The 14,596-nt window shown below is 72.9% G+C and carries 12 protein-coding genes; 7 read left to right on the top strand and 5 right to left on the bottom strand.

The features are described from left to right. Window positions 1-41: 41 nt before the first annotated feature. The 4 genes from DEJ46_RS16270 (at window position 42) to DEJ46_RS16285 (ending at window position 5,472) form a co-directional block, all read left to right on the top strand. On the top strand, window positions 42-1,328 hold the full coding sequence (locus DEJ46_RS16270; RefSeq protein WP_150267184.1) for a sensor histidine kinase: 1,287 nt from the start codon (window positions 42-44) through the stop codon (window positions 1,326-1,328). A gap of 132 nt (window positions 1,329-1,460) precedes the next feature. After that, window positions 1,461-2,120, top strand: coding sequence for a response regulator transcription factor (locus tag DEJ46_RS16275; protein WP_056652441.1), 660 nt, complete (start codon window positions 1,461-1,463; stop codon window positions 2,118-2,120). 360 nt (window positions 2,121-2,480) lie between these two features. Then, window positions 2,481-4,418: a 2-oxoacid:acceptor oxidoreductase subunit alpha gene (locus DEJ46_RS16280; RefSeq protein ID WP_150267185.1), complete on the top strand. Its 1,938-nt coding sequence runs from the start codon at window positions 2,481-2,483 to the stop codon at window positions 4,416-4,418. Next, the gene (locus DEJ46_RS16285; RefSeq protein WP_150267187.1) at window positions 4,411-5,472 is read left to right on the top strand and encodes a 2-oxoacid:ferredoxin oxidoreductase subunit beta; all 1,062 of its coding nucleotides are present in this window, start codon (window positions 4,411-4,413) and stop codon (window positions 5,470-5,472) included. The genes DEJ46_RS16280 and DEJ46_RS16285 overlap by 8 nt, the downstream gene beginning before the upstream one ends. A gap of 55 nt (window positions 5,473-5,527) precedes the next feature. Here the strand turns inward: DEJ46_RS16285 and DEJ46_RS16290 are convergent, their stop codons facing one another. From DEJ46_RS16290 to DEJ46_RS16305, 4 genes are all read right to left on the bottom strand, one after another. After that, window positions 5,528-7,714 (bottom strand): bifunctional serine/threonine-protein kinase/ABC transporter substrate-binding protein, encoded by a 2,187-nt coding sequence (locus DEJ46_RS16290; RefSeq protein WP_150267189.1) that lies wholly within the window; start codon window positions 7,712-7,714, stop codon window positions 5,528-5,530. Window positions 7,715-7,716: 2 nt separating this feature from the next. Continuing rightward, complete coding sequence (locus DEJ46_RS16295) at window positions 7,717-10,203, bottom strand: protein kinase domain-containing protein (RefSeq protein WP_223834675.1); 2,487 nt, start codon at window positions 10,201-10,203, stop codon at window positions 7,717-7,719. After that, on the bottom strand, window positions 10,200-11,045 hold the full coding sequence (locus DEJ46_RS16300) for a hypothetical protein (protein ID WP_150267191.1): 846 nt from the start codon (window positions 11,043-11,045) through the stop codon (window positions 10,200-10,202). Before DEJ46_RS16300 ends, DEJ46_RS16295 begins: the two co-directional genes overlap by 4 nt. An 83-nt stretch (window positions 11,046-11,128) precedes the next feature. Continuing rightward, entirely contained in the window at window positions 11,129-11,539 is a 411-nt protein-coding gene (locus DEJ46_RS16305) for a winged helix-turn-helix transcriptional regulator (RefSeq protein WP_150267193.1), read from the bottom strand. A gap of 107 nt (window positions 11,540-11,646) precedes the next feature. Here DEJ46_RS16305 and DEJ46_RS16310 point away from each other — a divergent pair, with 107 nt between their 5' ends. Further along, window positions 11,647-12,513: an NmrA family NAD(P)-binding protein gene (locus DEJ46_RS16310; RefSeq protein ID WP_150267194.1), complete on the top strand. Its 867-nt coding sequence runs from the start codon at window positions 11,647-11,649 to the stop codon at window positions 12,511-12,513. Window positions 12,514-12,690: 177 nt separating this feature from the next. After that, window positions 12,691-13,602 carry an EamA family transporter RarD gene (rarD, locus tag DEJ46_RS16315; protein WP_411757825.1) on the top strand — a complete coding sequence of 304 codons (912 nt, stop codon included), beginning with the start codon at window positions 12,691-12,693 and terminating at the stop codon, window positions 13,600-13,602. 26 nt (window positions 13,603-13,628) lie between these two features. Here rarD and DEJ46_RS16320 read toward each other — a convergent pair whose 3' ends face one another. Then, on the bottom strand, window positions 13,629-13,946 hold the full coding sequence (locus tag DEJ46_RS16320; protein WP_150267196.1) for a DUF6401 family natural product biosynthesis protein: 318 nt from the start codon (window positions 13,944-13,946) through the stop codon (window positions 13,629-13,631). A gap of 138 nt (window positions 13,947-14,084) precedes the next feature. Here DEJ46_RS16320 and DEJ46_RS16325 point away from each other — a divergent pair, with 138 nt between their 5' ends. Next, window positions 14,085-14,522, top strand: a complete 438-nt coding sequence (locus DEJ46_RS16325; RefSeq protein WP_150267198.1) for a winged helix-turn-helix transcriptional regulator — start codon at window positions 14,085-14,087, stop codon at window positions 14,520-14,522. The last annotated feature ends 74 nt before the right edge of the window (window positions 14,523-14,596 follow it).

Below are 14,596 nucleotides of genomic sequence, written 5' to 3' on the forward strand. Positions count from 1 at the left end.
AGACGTCACACCACAGCCCCCAGCAGACAAGGACGACCGCGATGGACTCCCCCCGACTCCCCGCCGCGATCCGCGCGCCGTTCGAGGCCCGCACCTGGCGTGCGCTCGGCTACGTGCTGATCGGGCTGCCGCTCAGCGTCTGCTGGTTCGCGCTCTCCATCGCCTTCGTCTCGGCCGGCGCCGGGCTGCTCATCACCTTCCTCGGGGTGCCGATCCTGGCCGGTGCGCTCGCGATGTGCCGGGGCTTCGGCGCGGTCGAGCGGGCCCGGGCGCGGGCACTCCTCGACCTCCATGTGAAGGCGCCGGAGCCGGTGCGCGGCAAGACCGGCGGGGCCTTGTCCTGGATGGGCGCGATGCTGAAGAACGGGGCGTCGTGGCGCCACCTGCTGTACGCGGTCCTGCACATGCCGTGGGCGATCTTCGGCTTCACCGTGACGGTGGCGCTGTGGGCCTGGGGCTGGGCCCTCTTCACGTACCCGCTGTGGAAGTGGACCTTCCCGGCGTACGTGGGCCAGGACGGCATCCAGCTGTACGGGGACGGGACGCACGACCTCTACCTCGACTCGCCCTTCGAGATCGGGGTCACCAGCGCGATCGGCCTGCTGTTCGTCCTGGTCGGGCCGTGGGTGCTGCGCGGGGTCGTCGCCGTCGACCGCTTCCTCGTCGCCGGGCTGCTCGGTCCCTCGCGGCTGGCCTCCCGCGTGACGGAGCTGGAGTCGGACCGGGGCGTGGTGGTGGACACGGCCGCGGCGGATCTGCGGCGCATCGAGCGGGACCTGCACGACGGCCCGCAGGCGCGGCTGGCCTCGCTCGCGATGGATCTGGGGCTCGCGAAGGAGAAGCTGGCGGAGGACCCGAAGGCCGCGGCGGCGATGGTCGACGAGGCGCACGGCGAGGTGAAGGTCGCGCTCCAGGAGCTGCGGGACCTGGCCCGGGGCATCCACCCGGCCGTCCTCACGGACCGGGGCCTGGACGCGGCGCTCTCGTCGGTGGCCTCCCGGTGCGCGGTCCCGGTGTCGGTGGACGTGGACCTGCCGGCCCGGCCGGTCGCGGCGATCGAGGGCATCGCGTACTTCACGGTCTCGGAGCTCCTCCAGAACGTCTCGAAGCACGCCCGGGCCCGGCGCGCCTGGGTGGACGTGTGGCGGACGGGCGACCGGCTGATGCTCCAGGTGCGGGACGACGGTGTCGGCGGTGCGGAGGCGGCGGCGGGGCGGAGTCTGGCGGGGCTCTCCGACCGGGTCGGGGCCGTCGACGGCGTACTGGCGGTGGACTCGCCGGCCGGCGGGCCGACGACCGTGACCGTCGAGCTGCCCTGGCGTGCGTAGACCGGACGCTCACCGTCCGCTCCGGGCTCGTCCCGGGGCGGACGGCTTTTTGCGATGCTGGGGGTCTCATTGACTTTTGACCTTCGGAACAGGGGGCTGCGGGACGTGGTCGTACAAGAGGTGACGGACCGGGTGCGGGTGGTCATCGCGGAGGATTCGGTGCTGCTCCGCGAGGGGCTGACCCGGCTGCTGACCGACCGGGGGCACGAGGTCGTCGCCGGGGTGGGTGACGGCGAGGCGCTGGTGAAGCTGGTGGCCGGGCTCGCGGACGAGGGCGCGCTGCCGGACGTGGTGGTGGCGGACGTACGGATGCCGCCGACGCACACGGACGAGGGCGTACGGGCGGCGGTGCGGCTGCGCAAGGAGTACCCGGGTCTCGGTGTCCTGGTCCTGTCGCAGTACGTGGAGGAGCAGTACGCCACCGAACTCCTGGCCGGTTCGAGCCGGGGCGTGGGCTATCTGCTGAAGGACCGGGTGGCGGAGGTCCGCGAGTTCGTGGACGCGGTCGTCCGGGTCGCCGGGGGCGGTACGGCCCTGGACCCCGAGGTGGTGCAGCAGCTGCTCGGCCGGTCCCGGCAGCAGGACGTGCTGGCGAACCTGACCCCGCGCGAGCGGGAGGTCCTCGGTCTGATGGCGGAGGGCCGGACGAACTCGGCGATCGCGCGGCAGCTGGTGGTGAGCGACGGCGCGGTGGAGAAGCACATCAGCAACATCTTCCTGAAACTGGGCCTCTCACCGAGTGACGGTGATCATCGGCGGGTACTCGCGGTGTTGACGTATCTGAAGTCCTGAAAATCTGACACTCTGTCAGATAGCGAGCTCGGTCGAGCCGGGCCGAGTGCGGCTGGAGCGAGGCCGGAGTGAGGCCGGAGTGAGATCGGGGAGGCTACGGTGCGTCCGACAGCCGGAGGGTCCCAGACCTAAAGGATGAGGCGCAACGCGACCTTCCGGAACAATCCGGGTGGCGACAGAACGTGACAATTCAGGGCAAGAGGGCGTCTCAAAAAGAGGTCCACCATACGAGAAGTCCCCGGAGGGCCCCCCTTACCGTCGTAGGGTGGGCCACGGGACGACCGGTGATCGGCCGGCGTCTCCCGAGCCTTCTCCCGCCTCCGGCGGAGAGTCCCCTTGCCACGAGGGAGGTCCAGTTCAGTGACCAGCCAGGTCAGTAGCGAGGCCGGTGAGGCCCTGCTCGGGGAGCAGCGCAGCGCCCCGGCGACGGCCCACCACGGCACCGAGAAGGAAGTACGCCGACTCGACCGCGTGATCATCCGCTTCGCGGGCGACTCCGGTGACGGCATGCAGCTGACGGGTGACCGCTTCACCTCGGAGACGGCGTCCTTCGGGAACGACCTCTCCACGCTGCCGAACTTCCCGGCCGAGATCCGCGCACCCGCCGGAACCCTGCCGGGCGTCTCGTCCTTCCAGCTGCACTTCGCCGACCACGACATCCTGACCCCGGGCGACGCCCCGAACGTGCTGGTCGCGATGAACCCGGCCGCGCTCAAGGCCAACATCGGCGACGTGCCGCGCGGCGGCGAGATCATCGTCAACACCGACGAGTTCGCCAAGCGCGCCATGGCCAAGGTCGGCTACGCGACCTCGCCCCTGGAGGACGGGTCGCTGGACGCGTACCACGTGCATCCGGTGCCGCTGACGACGCTGACCATCGAGGCCCTCAAGGAGTTCGGCCTGTCCCGGAAGGAGGCCGAGCGGAGCAAGAACATGTTCGCGCTGGGGCTGCTCTCCTGGATGTACCACCGGCCCACCGAGGGCACCGAGAAGTTCCTGCGGAGCAAGTTCGCGAAGAAGCCGCAGATCGCCGAGGCCAACGTGGCCGCCTTCCGGGCCGGCTGGAACTTCGGCGAGACCACCGAGTCCTTCGCCGTCTCCTACGAGGTCGCCCCGGCGACCCGGGCCTTCCCCACCGGCACGTACCGGAACATCTCCGGGAACCTGGCCCTCTCGTACGGCCTGATCGCCGCCGGCCGCCAGGCGGACCTGCCGATCTACCTGGGCTCGTACCCGATCACCCCGGCCTCGGACATCCTCCACGAGCTGTCCAGACACAAGAACTTCGGCGTGCGCACCTTCCAGGCCGAGGACGAGATCGCCGGCATCGGCGCCGCGCTCGGCGCCGCCTTCGGCGGTTCGCTCGGCGTGACGACGACGTCCGGTCCCGGCGTGGCCCTGAAGTCGGAGACCATCGGCCTCGCGGTCTCCCTGGAGCTGCCGCTGCTGATCATCGACATCCAGCGCGGCGGCCCGTCCACCGGCCTGCCCACCAAGACCGAGCAGGCCGACCTCCTGCAGGCCATGTACGGCCGCAACGGCGAGGCCCCGGTCCCGATCGTGGCCCCCAGGACGCCCGGGGACTGCTTCGACGCGGCCCTGGAGGCGGCGCGGATCGCCCTCACGTACCGCACGCCCGTCTTCCTGCTCTCGGACGGCTACCTCGCCAACGGCTCCGAGCCCTGGCGCATCCCGGACGTCGAGGAACTCCCCGACCTGCGGACGCAGTTCGCGACCGGGCCGAACCACACGCTCGACGACGGCACCGAGGTCTTCTGGCCGTACAAGCGCAACCCCGAGACCCTGGCCCGCCCCTGGGCCGTACCCGGCACCCCCGGCCTCGAACACCGCATCGGCGGCATCGAGAAACAGGACGGCACCGGCAACATCTCCTACGACCCCGCGAACCACGAGTTCATGGTGCGCACCCGGCAGGCCAAGATCGACGGCATCGACGTCCCGGACGTCGAGGTCGACGACCCGGACGGCGCGAGCACCCTGGTCCTCGGCTGGGGCTCCACCTACGGGCCGATCACCGCCGCCGTCCGCCGCCTCCGCCGCGCCGGGCAGCCGATCGCCCAGGCCCACCTGCGCCACCTCAACCCCTTCCCGAAGAACCTCGGGGAGGTGCTGAAGCGGTACGAGAAGGTCGTCGTCCCCGAGATGAACCTCGGTCAGCTCTCCACCCTCGTCCGGGCGAAGTACCTCGTCGACGCCCGCAGCCACACCCAGGTCAACGGCATGCCGTTCAAGGCCGAGCAGCTCGCCGCCGCCCTCAAGGAGGCCATCGATGCCTGAGCCCACGGAGACGCTGCTGAGCCTGGTGCCCAAGGCCGAGGCCCAGCAGTCCATGAAGGACTTCAAGTCCGACCAGGAGGTGCGGTGGTGCCCCGGCTGCGGTGATTACGCGGTCCTCGCCGCCGTCCAGGGCTTCATGCCCGAACTCGGCCTGGCGAAGGAGAACATCGTCTTCGTCTCCGGGATCGGCTGCTCCTCCCGCTTCCCGTACTACATGAACACCTACGGGATGCACTCCATCCACGGCCGCGCCCCGGCCATCGCCACCGGCCTGGCCACCTCCCGCCGCGACCTGTCCGTCTGGGTCGTCACCGGCGACGGCGACGCCCTGTCCATCGGCGGCAACCACCTCATCCACGCCCTCCGCCGCAACGTCAACCTGAAGATCCTGCTCTTCAACAACCGGATCTACGGGCTGACCAAGGGCCAGTACAGCCCCACCTCCGAGGTCGGCAAGATCACCAAGTCGACCCCGATGGGCTCGCTCGACGCACCCTTCAACCCGGTGTCCCTCGCACTCGGCGCGGAGGCCTCCTTCGTGGCCCGCACGGTCGACTCCGACCGCAAACACCTCACCGAGGTCCTGCGCCAGGCCGCCGACCACAACGGCACGGCCCTCGTCGAGATCTACCAGAACTGCAACATCTTCAACGACGGCGCCTTCGAGGTCCTCAAGGACAAGGACCAGGCCAAGGAGGCCGTCATCCGCCTGGAGCACGGGCAGCCGATCCGCTTCGGCGCCGAGCTCGACAAGGGCGTCGTCCGCGACCCGGCCACCGGCGACCTCCGGGTCGTCACGGTCACCCCCGAGAACGAGTCGCGGATCCTGGTCCACGACGCCCACGCGGCCAGCCCCACCACCGCCTTCGCGATCTCGCGGCTCGCGGACCCGGACACCCTCCACCAGACGCCCATCGGGGTGTTCAGGTCGGTGGACCGCCCGGTCTACGACACGCTGATGTCGGAGCAGCTGGACGCGGCCGTGGAACAGCACGGCAAGGGCGACCTGAGCCGGCTCCTCACCGGCAACGACACCTGGACGGTGGCGGGGTAGCACCCCGTACGTCTCTCGGGGCCCGGTCCGTACCTCCGTACGGGCCGGGCCCCCGTCACGTATCCGCGACCGCCGCCTTGTCGAACTCCCCCAGGAACCGCGGCACTCCGCCCTTCACCTGCCACAGGAAGAGCCCGACGAGACTCGCGGCGACACTCTCCCTGCTCCCCGACGAGTACGTCTTGACGAGCCCTCGGTACTGCGTCGTCCGCAGGTCGTTCGACACCCCGGACGACTCCGACTCGGAGTGGTTCCGGACGGCCGTCCCCAGCGCCTGGGCCGCCCAGTTGACCACGTCGTACGCCTCCGTGGCGTACGGCTCGACGGGGGCCGTACGGGCCAGCCCCCAGCGCGAGCGGTACGCGGCGGTGAACTCCTTCGCCGCCGGGAAACCGTCGGGGTCGGCGAAGCCCGTACCGATGAACCAGCCCTCGGCCGCCGGGCCCGCGAGCTTCAGGAACTCCGGCCGGAGCACGTGCTCGACGCTCCCGCGGTAGCCCTCGTACCCCTGGTCGCGCAGGGCCCTGGCGCAGAGCGCGGCCCGGCGCGGCGAGGTGCCCAGATACATCACGCCCTGCGGGTCGGCCGCGAGGGCCGCCCGAACGGCGGAGGCGAAGTCCTCGCTGTCCTGCTCGACCGGGTACGAGGTCGCCACCCCGCCCTTGGCCATCGACGGCGGGGTGGACTTCATGCTCCTGGCCGCGAACCAGGTGTACCGGCCGCCGGCCCGGTCCTCGACGAGGGCGGTCCGGACGCAGCCGTGCTCGGAGAGGTAGCGCGCGAAGGGCACGATCATCGAGTCGGGAGCGGCGCGGGGCTCGAAGTAGGTGCGTTTGAGGGTCTGGCCCTTCACGGTGGTGCCGGTCGGCACCGAGGCGACGACGCTCACCAGGGGGACGGAACGTTCGAGGAACTCGACCACCGCGGAGAGGACGCTCGGGACGGTCGTCGGGCCGAGGACGGCGACCAGGTTCTCGTCCTTGAGCAGGGTCCGGGCGGCCGCCTTGGCGCGGGCCGCGTCCCCGCCGTCGTCCACGGTGCGCAGGACCAGGTCGAAGGGGCGGTCCCGGCGGGCGTTGAAGGTCTCCACGGCCACCCGGGCGCCGCGCTCCTGCGCCCTGCCGGCCGGTGCGGTGGGGCCGCTCAGGTCGGTGAGCACGCCGATCGTGTAGGCCGGAAGCGGGCCGCCGGTGCCCGTCCCGGTGCCCGTACCCGTGCCCGCCGGCGGGCGGCTCAGCAGCCAGGCGGCCAGGCCGCCCGCGCCGACGACGGCCGCCGCGCCGCCCGCCAGGAGGCCGCGCCGTGACACGCCTTTCGGAGGCGCGTCGGGCACGAGCATCGTCGGCTCGGGGACCGGCAGGTCCAGGACCCGCGAGGAGCGCTGGGCGATCAGCGCGGGCAGGCCGGGCGGCAGCCAGTCCCCCGCCGGCCCTTCGGCCTCCCCCAGCGCGGCGCCGGCCTCGGCCGCCGTGGGGCGGTCCGCCGGGTCCTTCGCCAGGCAGGCGGTGACCAGGGGCAGCAGCGTGCCGGGGACGCCGGCGAGGTCCGGCTCCTCGTGGACGGTGCGGTAGACGACGGCCGCCACCCCGCCCGTGCCGAAGGGGCGCGTCCCCGTCAGGGCGTACGCGAGGACGCAGCCGAGCGAGAAGACGTCGCTGGCCGGGCCGACCTCACCGGCCCCGGCGGCCCTGGCCTGCTCGGGGGCGAGGAAGCCGGGGGTGCCGATCATCGCGTCCGTGGCGGTCAGCGCGGTCGCCCCGGTGGAGCGGGCGATGCCGAAGTCGATGAGGCGCGGCCCGTCGAGGGCGAGGAGGACGTTGGCCGGTTTGACGTCCCGGTGGACGAGCCCGGCCCCGTGCATGTCGGCGAGCGCGGACGCGAGCCGGGCGCCGAGGGCGCGGACGGTCGGCTCCGGCAGGGCGCCGTGCAGGCCGACGGCCTCGGAGAGGGAGGGCCCGGGCACGTACTCGGTGGCGAGCCACGGCTCCCTGGCCTCCGGGTCCGAGCCGAGGACCCGGACGACCCAGCGGCCGGTGATCCGCTCGGCGGCCCTGGCCTCGCGCCGGAACCGCTCGCGGAAGCCGGGGTCGGCGGCGTGCTCGGCCCGGATGAGCTTGAGCGCGGCGAGCGACCCGCCGCCGGAGCGGGCGAGGTAGACGACGCCCATGCCACCGGCGCCGAGGCGGCCGAGGAGCCGGTGGCCCGCGATCGAGGAGGGGTCGGCCCTGCGCAGTGGTTCCACGGTCAGGCCTTCTGCTTCGCCTTGTTCGCGGGGGCGACGGGAGCGGGACCGATCACCTTGTAGGCGCCGTTCTGCACGGCGTGCACGAAGGTGCCGCCGTTGGTGAGGTCGCCGTTCTCGTCGAAGGTGTAACCGCCCATGACACCCGTGTACTTCTGCTTGCGCAGCGCCGCCCAGAGCCCCTTGCGGGCGGGTTTCCCGGCCTTCGCTCTCCGCGCGAGCTCCGCCACGGTCATCGTGACGACGTCGTACGACTCTCCCGTGTAGTAAGCGGGGGCCGCCCCGAACCGCTTCTTGTAGGCGGCGACGAAGCCGGCGGCCTCCTTCCGGGAGACGGCGTCCAGCACGGGGGCGCCGAGGAACCAGCCCTCGGCGTCGGCACCGGCCTCCTTCAGGAAGGCCTGCCCGAAGGCGTGCTGGCCGGCGAACCGGGGCCCGGTGAAACGGAGTTCGTTGAGGGCCTTGGCGGCGAGGACGGCGGTCTGCCGGACTCCGCAGTGGACGTACGCGTCCATGCCCGCGTCGATCATCTCGCCGAGGATCGAGCGGTAGTCCCGCGCGCTCGCCGGGACCACCCGGAAGTGGGGTGTCAGGCCGGCCTGGCCGAAGGCGAACTGGACGCCCCGGACGAGCAGCCAGCTGTACTGGTCGTCGGTGCGCTCCTGGAGGACGCCCGGTCTGCGGATCCCCGACAGGAGGGTGACGGCGTAGGCGAGGTGCATGCCCGCGAAGGGATGGTGCGGGATCGCACGGAGCACCGTGGCGTTGGGTGCGCTCTCCTTGTCCCGGACGGTGAGGAGGTTGTACCCGGCGGAGACCGTGATCAGCGGGAGGCCGGCTTCCTCGAAGGCGGGGAGGACGGTCTGCGCGACGCCGTCGGAGGTGGGGCCGAGGACGGCGAGGACACCGGGGTCGGTGGTGAGCCTCCGGGCCGTTTCGAGGGCGGTGGCGCGGTCCCCGCGGTCGTCGGCGACCTTGAGTTCGAGCGTGAAGGGCTTGTCCTTGCGGGCGTTGAACCGCTCGACGGCGAGGCGCGCGCCGCGCTCCTGGGCGAGCCCGATCTCCTTGGCGGGTCCCGAGAGGTCGGCGAGGACGCCGATCTTCCAGGTGGTGCGGGGCGGGACGGGCTTCGTGCCGTTCTTCCCGTCGTCGCCGTCGTCCGCGAACCCCGCCCAGGCGGCGACGCCGCCGCCCACGGCGAGCGCGGCGACGCCGGAGGCGAGCAGCAGGAATCCCCGCCGGCCGGGCTTCGCCGGTCCCTCCGGTGCGGTGGGGGCCGTCGTGGCGTCGATCTCGGGCAGGGCGAGCATCCGGGCCGAGCGTTCGGCGATGGTCCTGACGACCGGGGCGGGCAGCCAGTCGGCGCCGTCGCCGGGGGTGTCCTCGGTGAGCCGGACGCCGGTCTCGGCGGCGGTGGGCCGGGCGGCGGGGTCCTTGGCGAGGCAGGCCCGGACGAGGCCGAGCAGCCCGTCGGGTACGCCGGTGAGGTCGGGTTCGTCGTGGACGGTCCGGTACATGAGGGCGTCGACGGCGCCGGTGCCGAAGGGCGGGCGGCCGGTCGCCGCGTACGCGAGGAGGCAGCCGAGGGCGAAGACGTCGGCGGGCGGGCCGATGGCGTCGGTGCGGGCCTCGGCCTGCTCGGGGGCGAGGAAGCCGGGGGTGCCGACGACCATGTCGGTGGCGGTGAGGGCGGTCTCTCCGGTGGCGCGGGCGATGCCGAAGTCGATGAGCCGGGGGCCGTCGACGGCGAGGAGGACGTTCCCGGGCTTCACGTCGCGGTGGACGAGTCCCGCCGCGTGCACGGCGGCGAGGGCGCGGGCGACGGACCAGCCGAGGAGGCGGACGCTCCGCTCCGGCAGCGGGCCGTGCGCGGCGACGGCCTCGCCGAGCGAGGGACCGGGGACGAAGGCGGTCGCCATCCACGGCTCGGGGGCGTCCGGGTCGGCGCCGGTGACGGGGACGGCCCAGGGGCTGGAGACCCGGCGGGCGGCCTCGACCTCGCGGCGGAAGCGGGCGCGGAAGTCGGGCTGGTCGGCCTGGTCGGCGTGGGTGACCTTGACGGCGGCGAGCTCGCCGTTGCCCGTACGGCCCAGATAGACGACGCCCATGCCGCCGGCTCCGAGCCGCCCGAGGAGCCGGTAGCCGGCGATCGTCGACGGGTCGGAGGGGAGCAGCGGCTGGAGAGCGCCGGGCTCGGGGCGGGCCGGGCGCGGGGGCCCGGGCGGCGCCGCCGGGGCTTCGGGCGGAGGTGCGGCTCCGGCCGGGGGCGCGGGCGGCGTTTCGGCCGGGGGCGCGGGCGAGGCGTCGGCCGGGGGTACGGGTGCGGCTCCGGCCGGGGGCTGCTGCGGCTCGGGCCGGGGCGCGGGCTGCCGGGGATCGGGCCGGGACTCCTGCTCGGGCCGGGGCGCGGGCTGCCGGGGATCGGGCCGGGGCTGCCGCTCCGGCTGCTGCTCCGGCCGCTGCTCGGGCTCGGGAGGCGTGGGGCTCATGACTGGACCTCCAGCTCGTCCTTGGCACGTTCGATCATCGTGACGAGGGCCTGGACCTGGCCGGTGACGGTGCCGACGGTGGTGCTGGTCTCCTCCTCGCTGTAGCCGGGCGCGCCCTTGACGACGGTGGCGACGGTGACCTGGCCGATCCGGGACTGGTACCAGCCGTAGAACTGCTCGCCCTTCACACCGTCGGCGAGGTAGAGGCCTCGCTCTCCCAGGGAGTCGGTGGCGGTGAAGTTCCCGCCGACGCCGAAGGGGTTGCCGAGGGAGATGAGCTGGGAGATGCGTTCGCCGTCGCGCAGTTTCTGGTCGGGGCAGCGGAGCGCCTCCTCCAGGGTCCCGGCCATCTCCCAGTCGGCGTCGCTCTCGCTGCGGTGCACGGTGACGGTGGCGGCGACCCGGAGGGTCCCGCGGGCGCCGTCGGCGGGGATCTCGCTGTAGGCGGTGACGTTGTAGAGGACGGTGGAGGGCCGAACGCCCGTCCCCCAGGCGCAGTCCTCGCCGAGGACGGGCCAGTAGGCGGGGCCGCTGAGGTGCGGGGTGCGCTTCACGTAGTCCGGGCCCCAGGCGTCGGGCCCGGCGACGACGGCGAGGGCGATCCGCCGGGCGTCGGCCTCGGTCCTGGGCGCGCGCTTCGGGTCGGGAACGAAGTCGAGGGCGGTCGGCGTCGGGGCCGGGCTCGCCGTCGTCGGGGCGGCCGACGCGCTCGTACTCCCCTTGCCCTTGCCGCCGTCGGGCCTCTTCCCCTCGTCGCCGCCGTCGGAGCAGCCGGTCGCGATCAGCCCGCCCAGCAGTAGGCCACAGCAGGCACGCAGCAGTCTTCGGTCCCCGTACGCCACAGTTCCCCCACGGTCCTTCACGGTTCCCCCGAACAGTGACCAGATCGTACGACCCGTGGGGACAACTCGCCCCGGTTACAACATCATTGAGACGAACCGGTAGCGCTCTCGCGACGGGCCTCGTCGTACCGCGCGCGGGCCTCCTCGACCTCCGGGACCCGCCGGTCGGTCCAGCGGGCGAGCTCCCAGACCTGGCGGGCGGCCTCCTCGCCCATGGCGGTGAGGCTGTAGTCGACGCGGGGCGGGATGACGGGCTTGGCGTCGCGGTGGACGAAGCCGTCGCGCTCCAGGGTCTGGAGCGTCTGCGTGAGCATCTTCTCGCTCACCCCGCCGACCCGGCGGCGCAGCTCGCTGAAGCGGTACGCGCGCTCGCGCAGCGCGATGAGGATCAGCACGGCCCAGCGGCTGGTGACGTGTTCCAGGACGAGCCGGGCCGGGCACATCGCTCCGCCGACGTCCGCCAGCAGGCTCTTCGGTTCCTCACTTACTCCCATACCAGTACCTTACTTCAAAGTGGGTACTTACGAATAGATAGTGCCGGTCGTACGGTGAGTACCGGTGAGCGCATCGCCCACCGCACCCCCCGGGAGAAGGAAGCACCATGAGCATCGTCGTCACCGGAGCCACCGGACAGCTCGGCCGTCTCGTCATCGACGCCCTCCTCGCCGCCGTCCCGGCCGCGCCCGTCGCCGCCGTCGTCCGGAACAAGGAGAAGGCCGCCGACCTCGCGGAGCGCGGCGTCGAGCTGCGGATCGCGGACTACGACCGGCCGGAGACCCTGGCGGAGGCCTTCGAGGCCGGCGACCGGGTGCTCCTCGTCTCGGGCAGCGAGGTCGGGCGGCGCGTCCCCCAGCACGCCGCCGTGCTCGGCGCGGCGAAGGCGGCGGGCGTCGCCCAGCTCGCGTACACGAGCATCCTCGGCGGCCCGGAGGCCGACTTCGACCTGGCCGCCGAGCACCAGGAGACCGAGCGGCTGATCCTCGCCTCCGGCCTGCCGTACACCTTCCTCCGCAACGGCTGGTACAGCGAGAACTACACCGCGAACCTCGCCCCCGTCCTGGCCCACGGCGCCGTCGTCGCCAACGCCGGCGAGGGCCGGATCGCCTCCGCCACCCGCGCGGACTTCGCCGCCGCCGCGGCCGCCGTCCTGACCGGCCCGGCCGAGGAGCACCTGAACCGGGCGTACGAGCTGAGCGGCGACACCGCCTGGTCGCTCGCCGAGTACGCGGCCGAGGTCGCCGCCCGGTCCGGCCGGGAGGTCACGTACAGCAACGTCCCCGCCGAGACGCACCTCGCGATCCTCACCGGCGCCGGGGTCCCGGAGCCCTTCGCCGCGATCCTGGTCGACGTCGACCGGGCCGTCGAGCGCGGTGCGCTCGCCCTGCGGACCGGCGACCTGGCCCGTCTGATCGGCCGCCCGACCACCCCGATCGCCGTGACGATCAAGGAAGCGCTGAACGCCTCCTGAACCCGCCCTTGAAATGTCATGACCGTATGGCGATACGGGCATGACAACCACCCCCGCGCGGCGCTACCTTCGACAGGACAGCGTGGCGCGGGGCAGGGCAGGGCAGGAGGTCCGGTGGAGACGAAGACGGAGAACGAGGGACGAGCAGGACTGCTCTACGGGATCGGCGCCTACGGCATGTGGGGACTGGTCCCGCTCTTCTGGCCGCTCCTCAAGCCCGCCGGGGCCGTCGAGATCCTCGCCCACCGGATGGTCTGGTCGCTCGTCTTCGTCGGCATCGCGCTGCTCGCGCTCCGCCGCTGGGGCTGGATACCGGAGCTCGTGCGCAGCCCGCGCAAGCTCGCGCTGATCACCGTCGCCGCCGCCGTCATCAGCGTGAACTGGGGCCTCTACATCTGGTCGGTCAACACCGGCCGGGTCGTCGAGGCCTCCCTCGGCTACTTCATCAACCCGCTCGTCACCATCGCGCTCGGCGTCCTCGTCCTCAAGGAGCGGCTGCGCCCGGCGCAGTGGGCGGCGGTCGGCGTCGGCTTCGCGGCCGTCCTGGTCCTCGCGATCGGGTACGGGCAGCCGCCGTGGATCTCGCTCACCCTCGCCTCCTCCTTCGCGGTCTACGGACTCGTGAAGAAGAAGCTCAACCTCGGCGGACTGGAGTCGCTCGCCGCCGAGACCGCCGTCCAGTTCCTGCCGGCCCTCGGCTACCTGGTCTGGCTCGGCACCCAGGGCACGCTGGCCTTCGGCTCCGGGGGCGCCGGGCACGCGGCCCTGCTCGTCTCCACCGGCATCGTCACGGCGGTGCCGCTGGTCTGCTTCGGGGCGGCCGCCATCCGCGTACCGCTGTCGACGCTCGGACTGCTCCAGTACCTGGCGCCGACCTTCCAGTTCCTCCTCGGGGTCCTGTACTTCCACGAGGCGATGCCGCCGGAGCGGTGGGCGGGCTTCTCGCTCGTCTGGCTCGCCCTGACGCTCCTCACCTGGGACGCACTGCGCACGGCCCGCCGCAGCCGGGCCGCGATGGCCGCCGCGGCGGCGGAGGCGGTGGCCTCGGTCGAGGCCGCCTCGGCCGAGAAGGTCCACCAGGGGCGCTGACCCTGGGCGGCCCGGGGCGCCGGCCCTCACGCGTCCAGCAGGTCGTGCTCCCGAATCAGCCAGCAGACCGCCGTCAGCCGCAGGGTCACGAAGTCGTGGCCCGCGGGCTCGGCCCACTCGGCCTCGGAGAGCCCGTGGGTGAAGCCGCGCACGTAGTCGGAGAGCTCCTCCCGCCCTACGGTCCGGCCCTCCGGCCCCCGCTGGGCCGGGACGAGCGTGTCGCACACCGCGGCGGCGTGCTGGTCGACGGCGGCCGCGAGGCCCGGCTCGGCGGTGACATCCGCGAGCCGCGGCAGGTACGCGACGGCGAGGTCGGTCAACGGACAGCGGGGCGAATCGCTCATCACTCCACATTAGGTGCGGACCGGGAGGTCCAGGACGTGACCTTGGTCGCAGCCGGCGGGGGTCCGAGGTGGCCGGTTACCGCCCATGGGGTCGGTTCCCTCTTGTAACCGACCGGGCCCTGCGTCAGGATCGGCGGCATGGATGACAGCGCCATCAAGGCACCGAGCCACTGCGCGGCGAGCTACGGGAGCGACGGGGACCCCGATCCCTTCCAGTGGGACACCCGCGAGGACTGCGAGGTCCGCCAGATCCTCGACCGCGTCGCCGACAAGTGGTCCCTCCTCGTCATCGCCCTCCTCGACCGCCGCGTCCTGCGCTTCACCGAGCTCAAGCGCGAGATCGACGGCGTCAGCCAGCGCATGCTGACCGTGACCCTGCGCCAGCTGGAGCGCGACGGCCTGGTGAAGCGCACCGTCCACCCCGTGGTGCCGCCCCGCGTCGAGTACGAGCTCACGCCCCTGGGCGGCACCCTGCACACGACGATCCGCTCCCTCGTGACCTGGACCGAGCAGCACCAGAACGAGATCGCGGCGGCGCGCGAGGAGTACGACGCGAAGGAGTCGGCCCTCGTCTGACGGAGTCGGCCCTCGTCCGAGGGCCGGCCGGGAGCAGGGGGGACACCCCGGCCGGGGGCAGGGGACACCCCGGG

The sequence above is a fragment of the Streptomyces venezuelae genome (assembly GCF_008642375.1).
Classification (GTDB): Bacteria; Actinomycetota; Actinomycetes; order Streptomycetales; family Streptomycetaceae; genus Streptomyces; species Streptomyces venezuelae_G.

Coding starts and splice junctions, on each gene's coding strand:
- DEJ46_RS16270 (WP_150267184.1), top strand. CDS start 42: ATGGACTCCCCCCGACTCCCCGCCGCGATCCGCGCGCCGTTCGAGGCC.
- DEJ46_RS16285 (WP_150267187.1), top strand. CDS start 4,411: ATGCCTGAGCCCACGGAGACGCTGCTGAGCCTGGTGCCCAAGGCCGAG.
- DEJ46_RS16295 (WP_223834675.1), bottom strand. CDS start 10,203: ATGAGCCCCACGCCTCCCGAGCCCGAGCAGCGGCCGGAGCAGCAGCCG.
- DEJ46_RS16305 (WP_150267193.1), bottom strand. CDS start 11,539: ATGGGAGTAAGTGAGGAACCGAAGAGCCTGCTGGCGGACGTCGGCGGA.
- DEJ46_RS16310 (WP_150267194.1), top strand. CDS start 11,647: ATGAGCATCGTCGTCACCGGAGCCACCGGACAGCTCGGCCGTCTCGTC.
- rarD (WP_411757825.1), top strand. CDS start 12,691: ATGTGGGGACTGGTCCCGCTCTTCTGGCCGCTCCTCAAGCCCGCCGGG.
- DEJ46_RS16320 (WP_150267196.1), bottom strand. CDS start 13,946: ATGAGCGATTCGCCCCGCTGTCCGTTGACCGACCTCGCCGTCGCGTAC.
- DEJ46_RS16325 (WP_150267198.1), top strand. CDS start 14,085: ATGGATGACAGCGCCATCAAGGCACCGAGCCACTGCGCGGCGAGCTAC.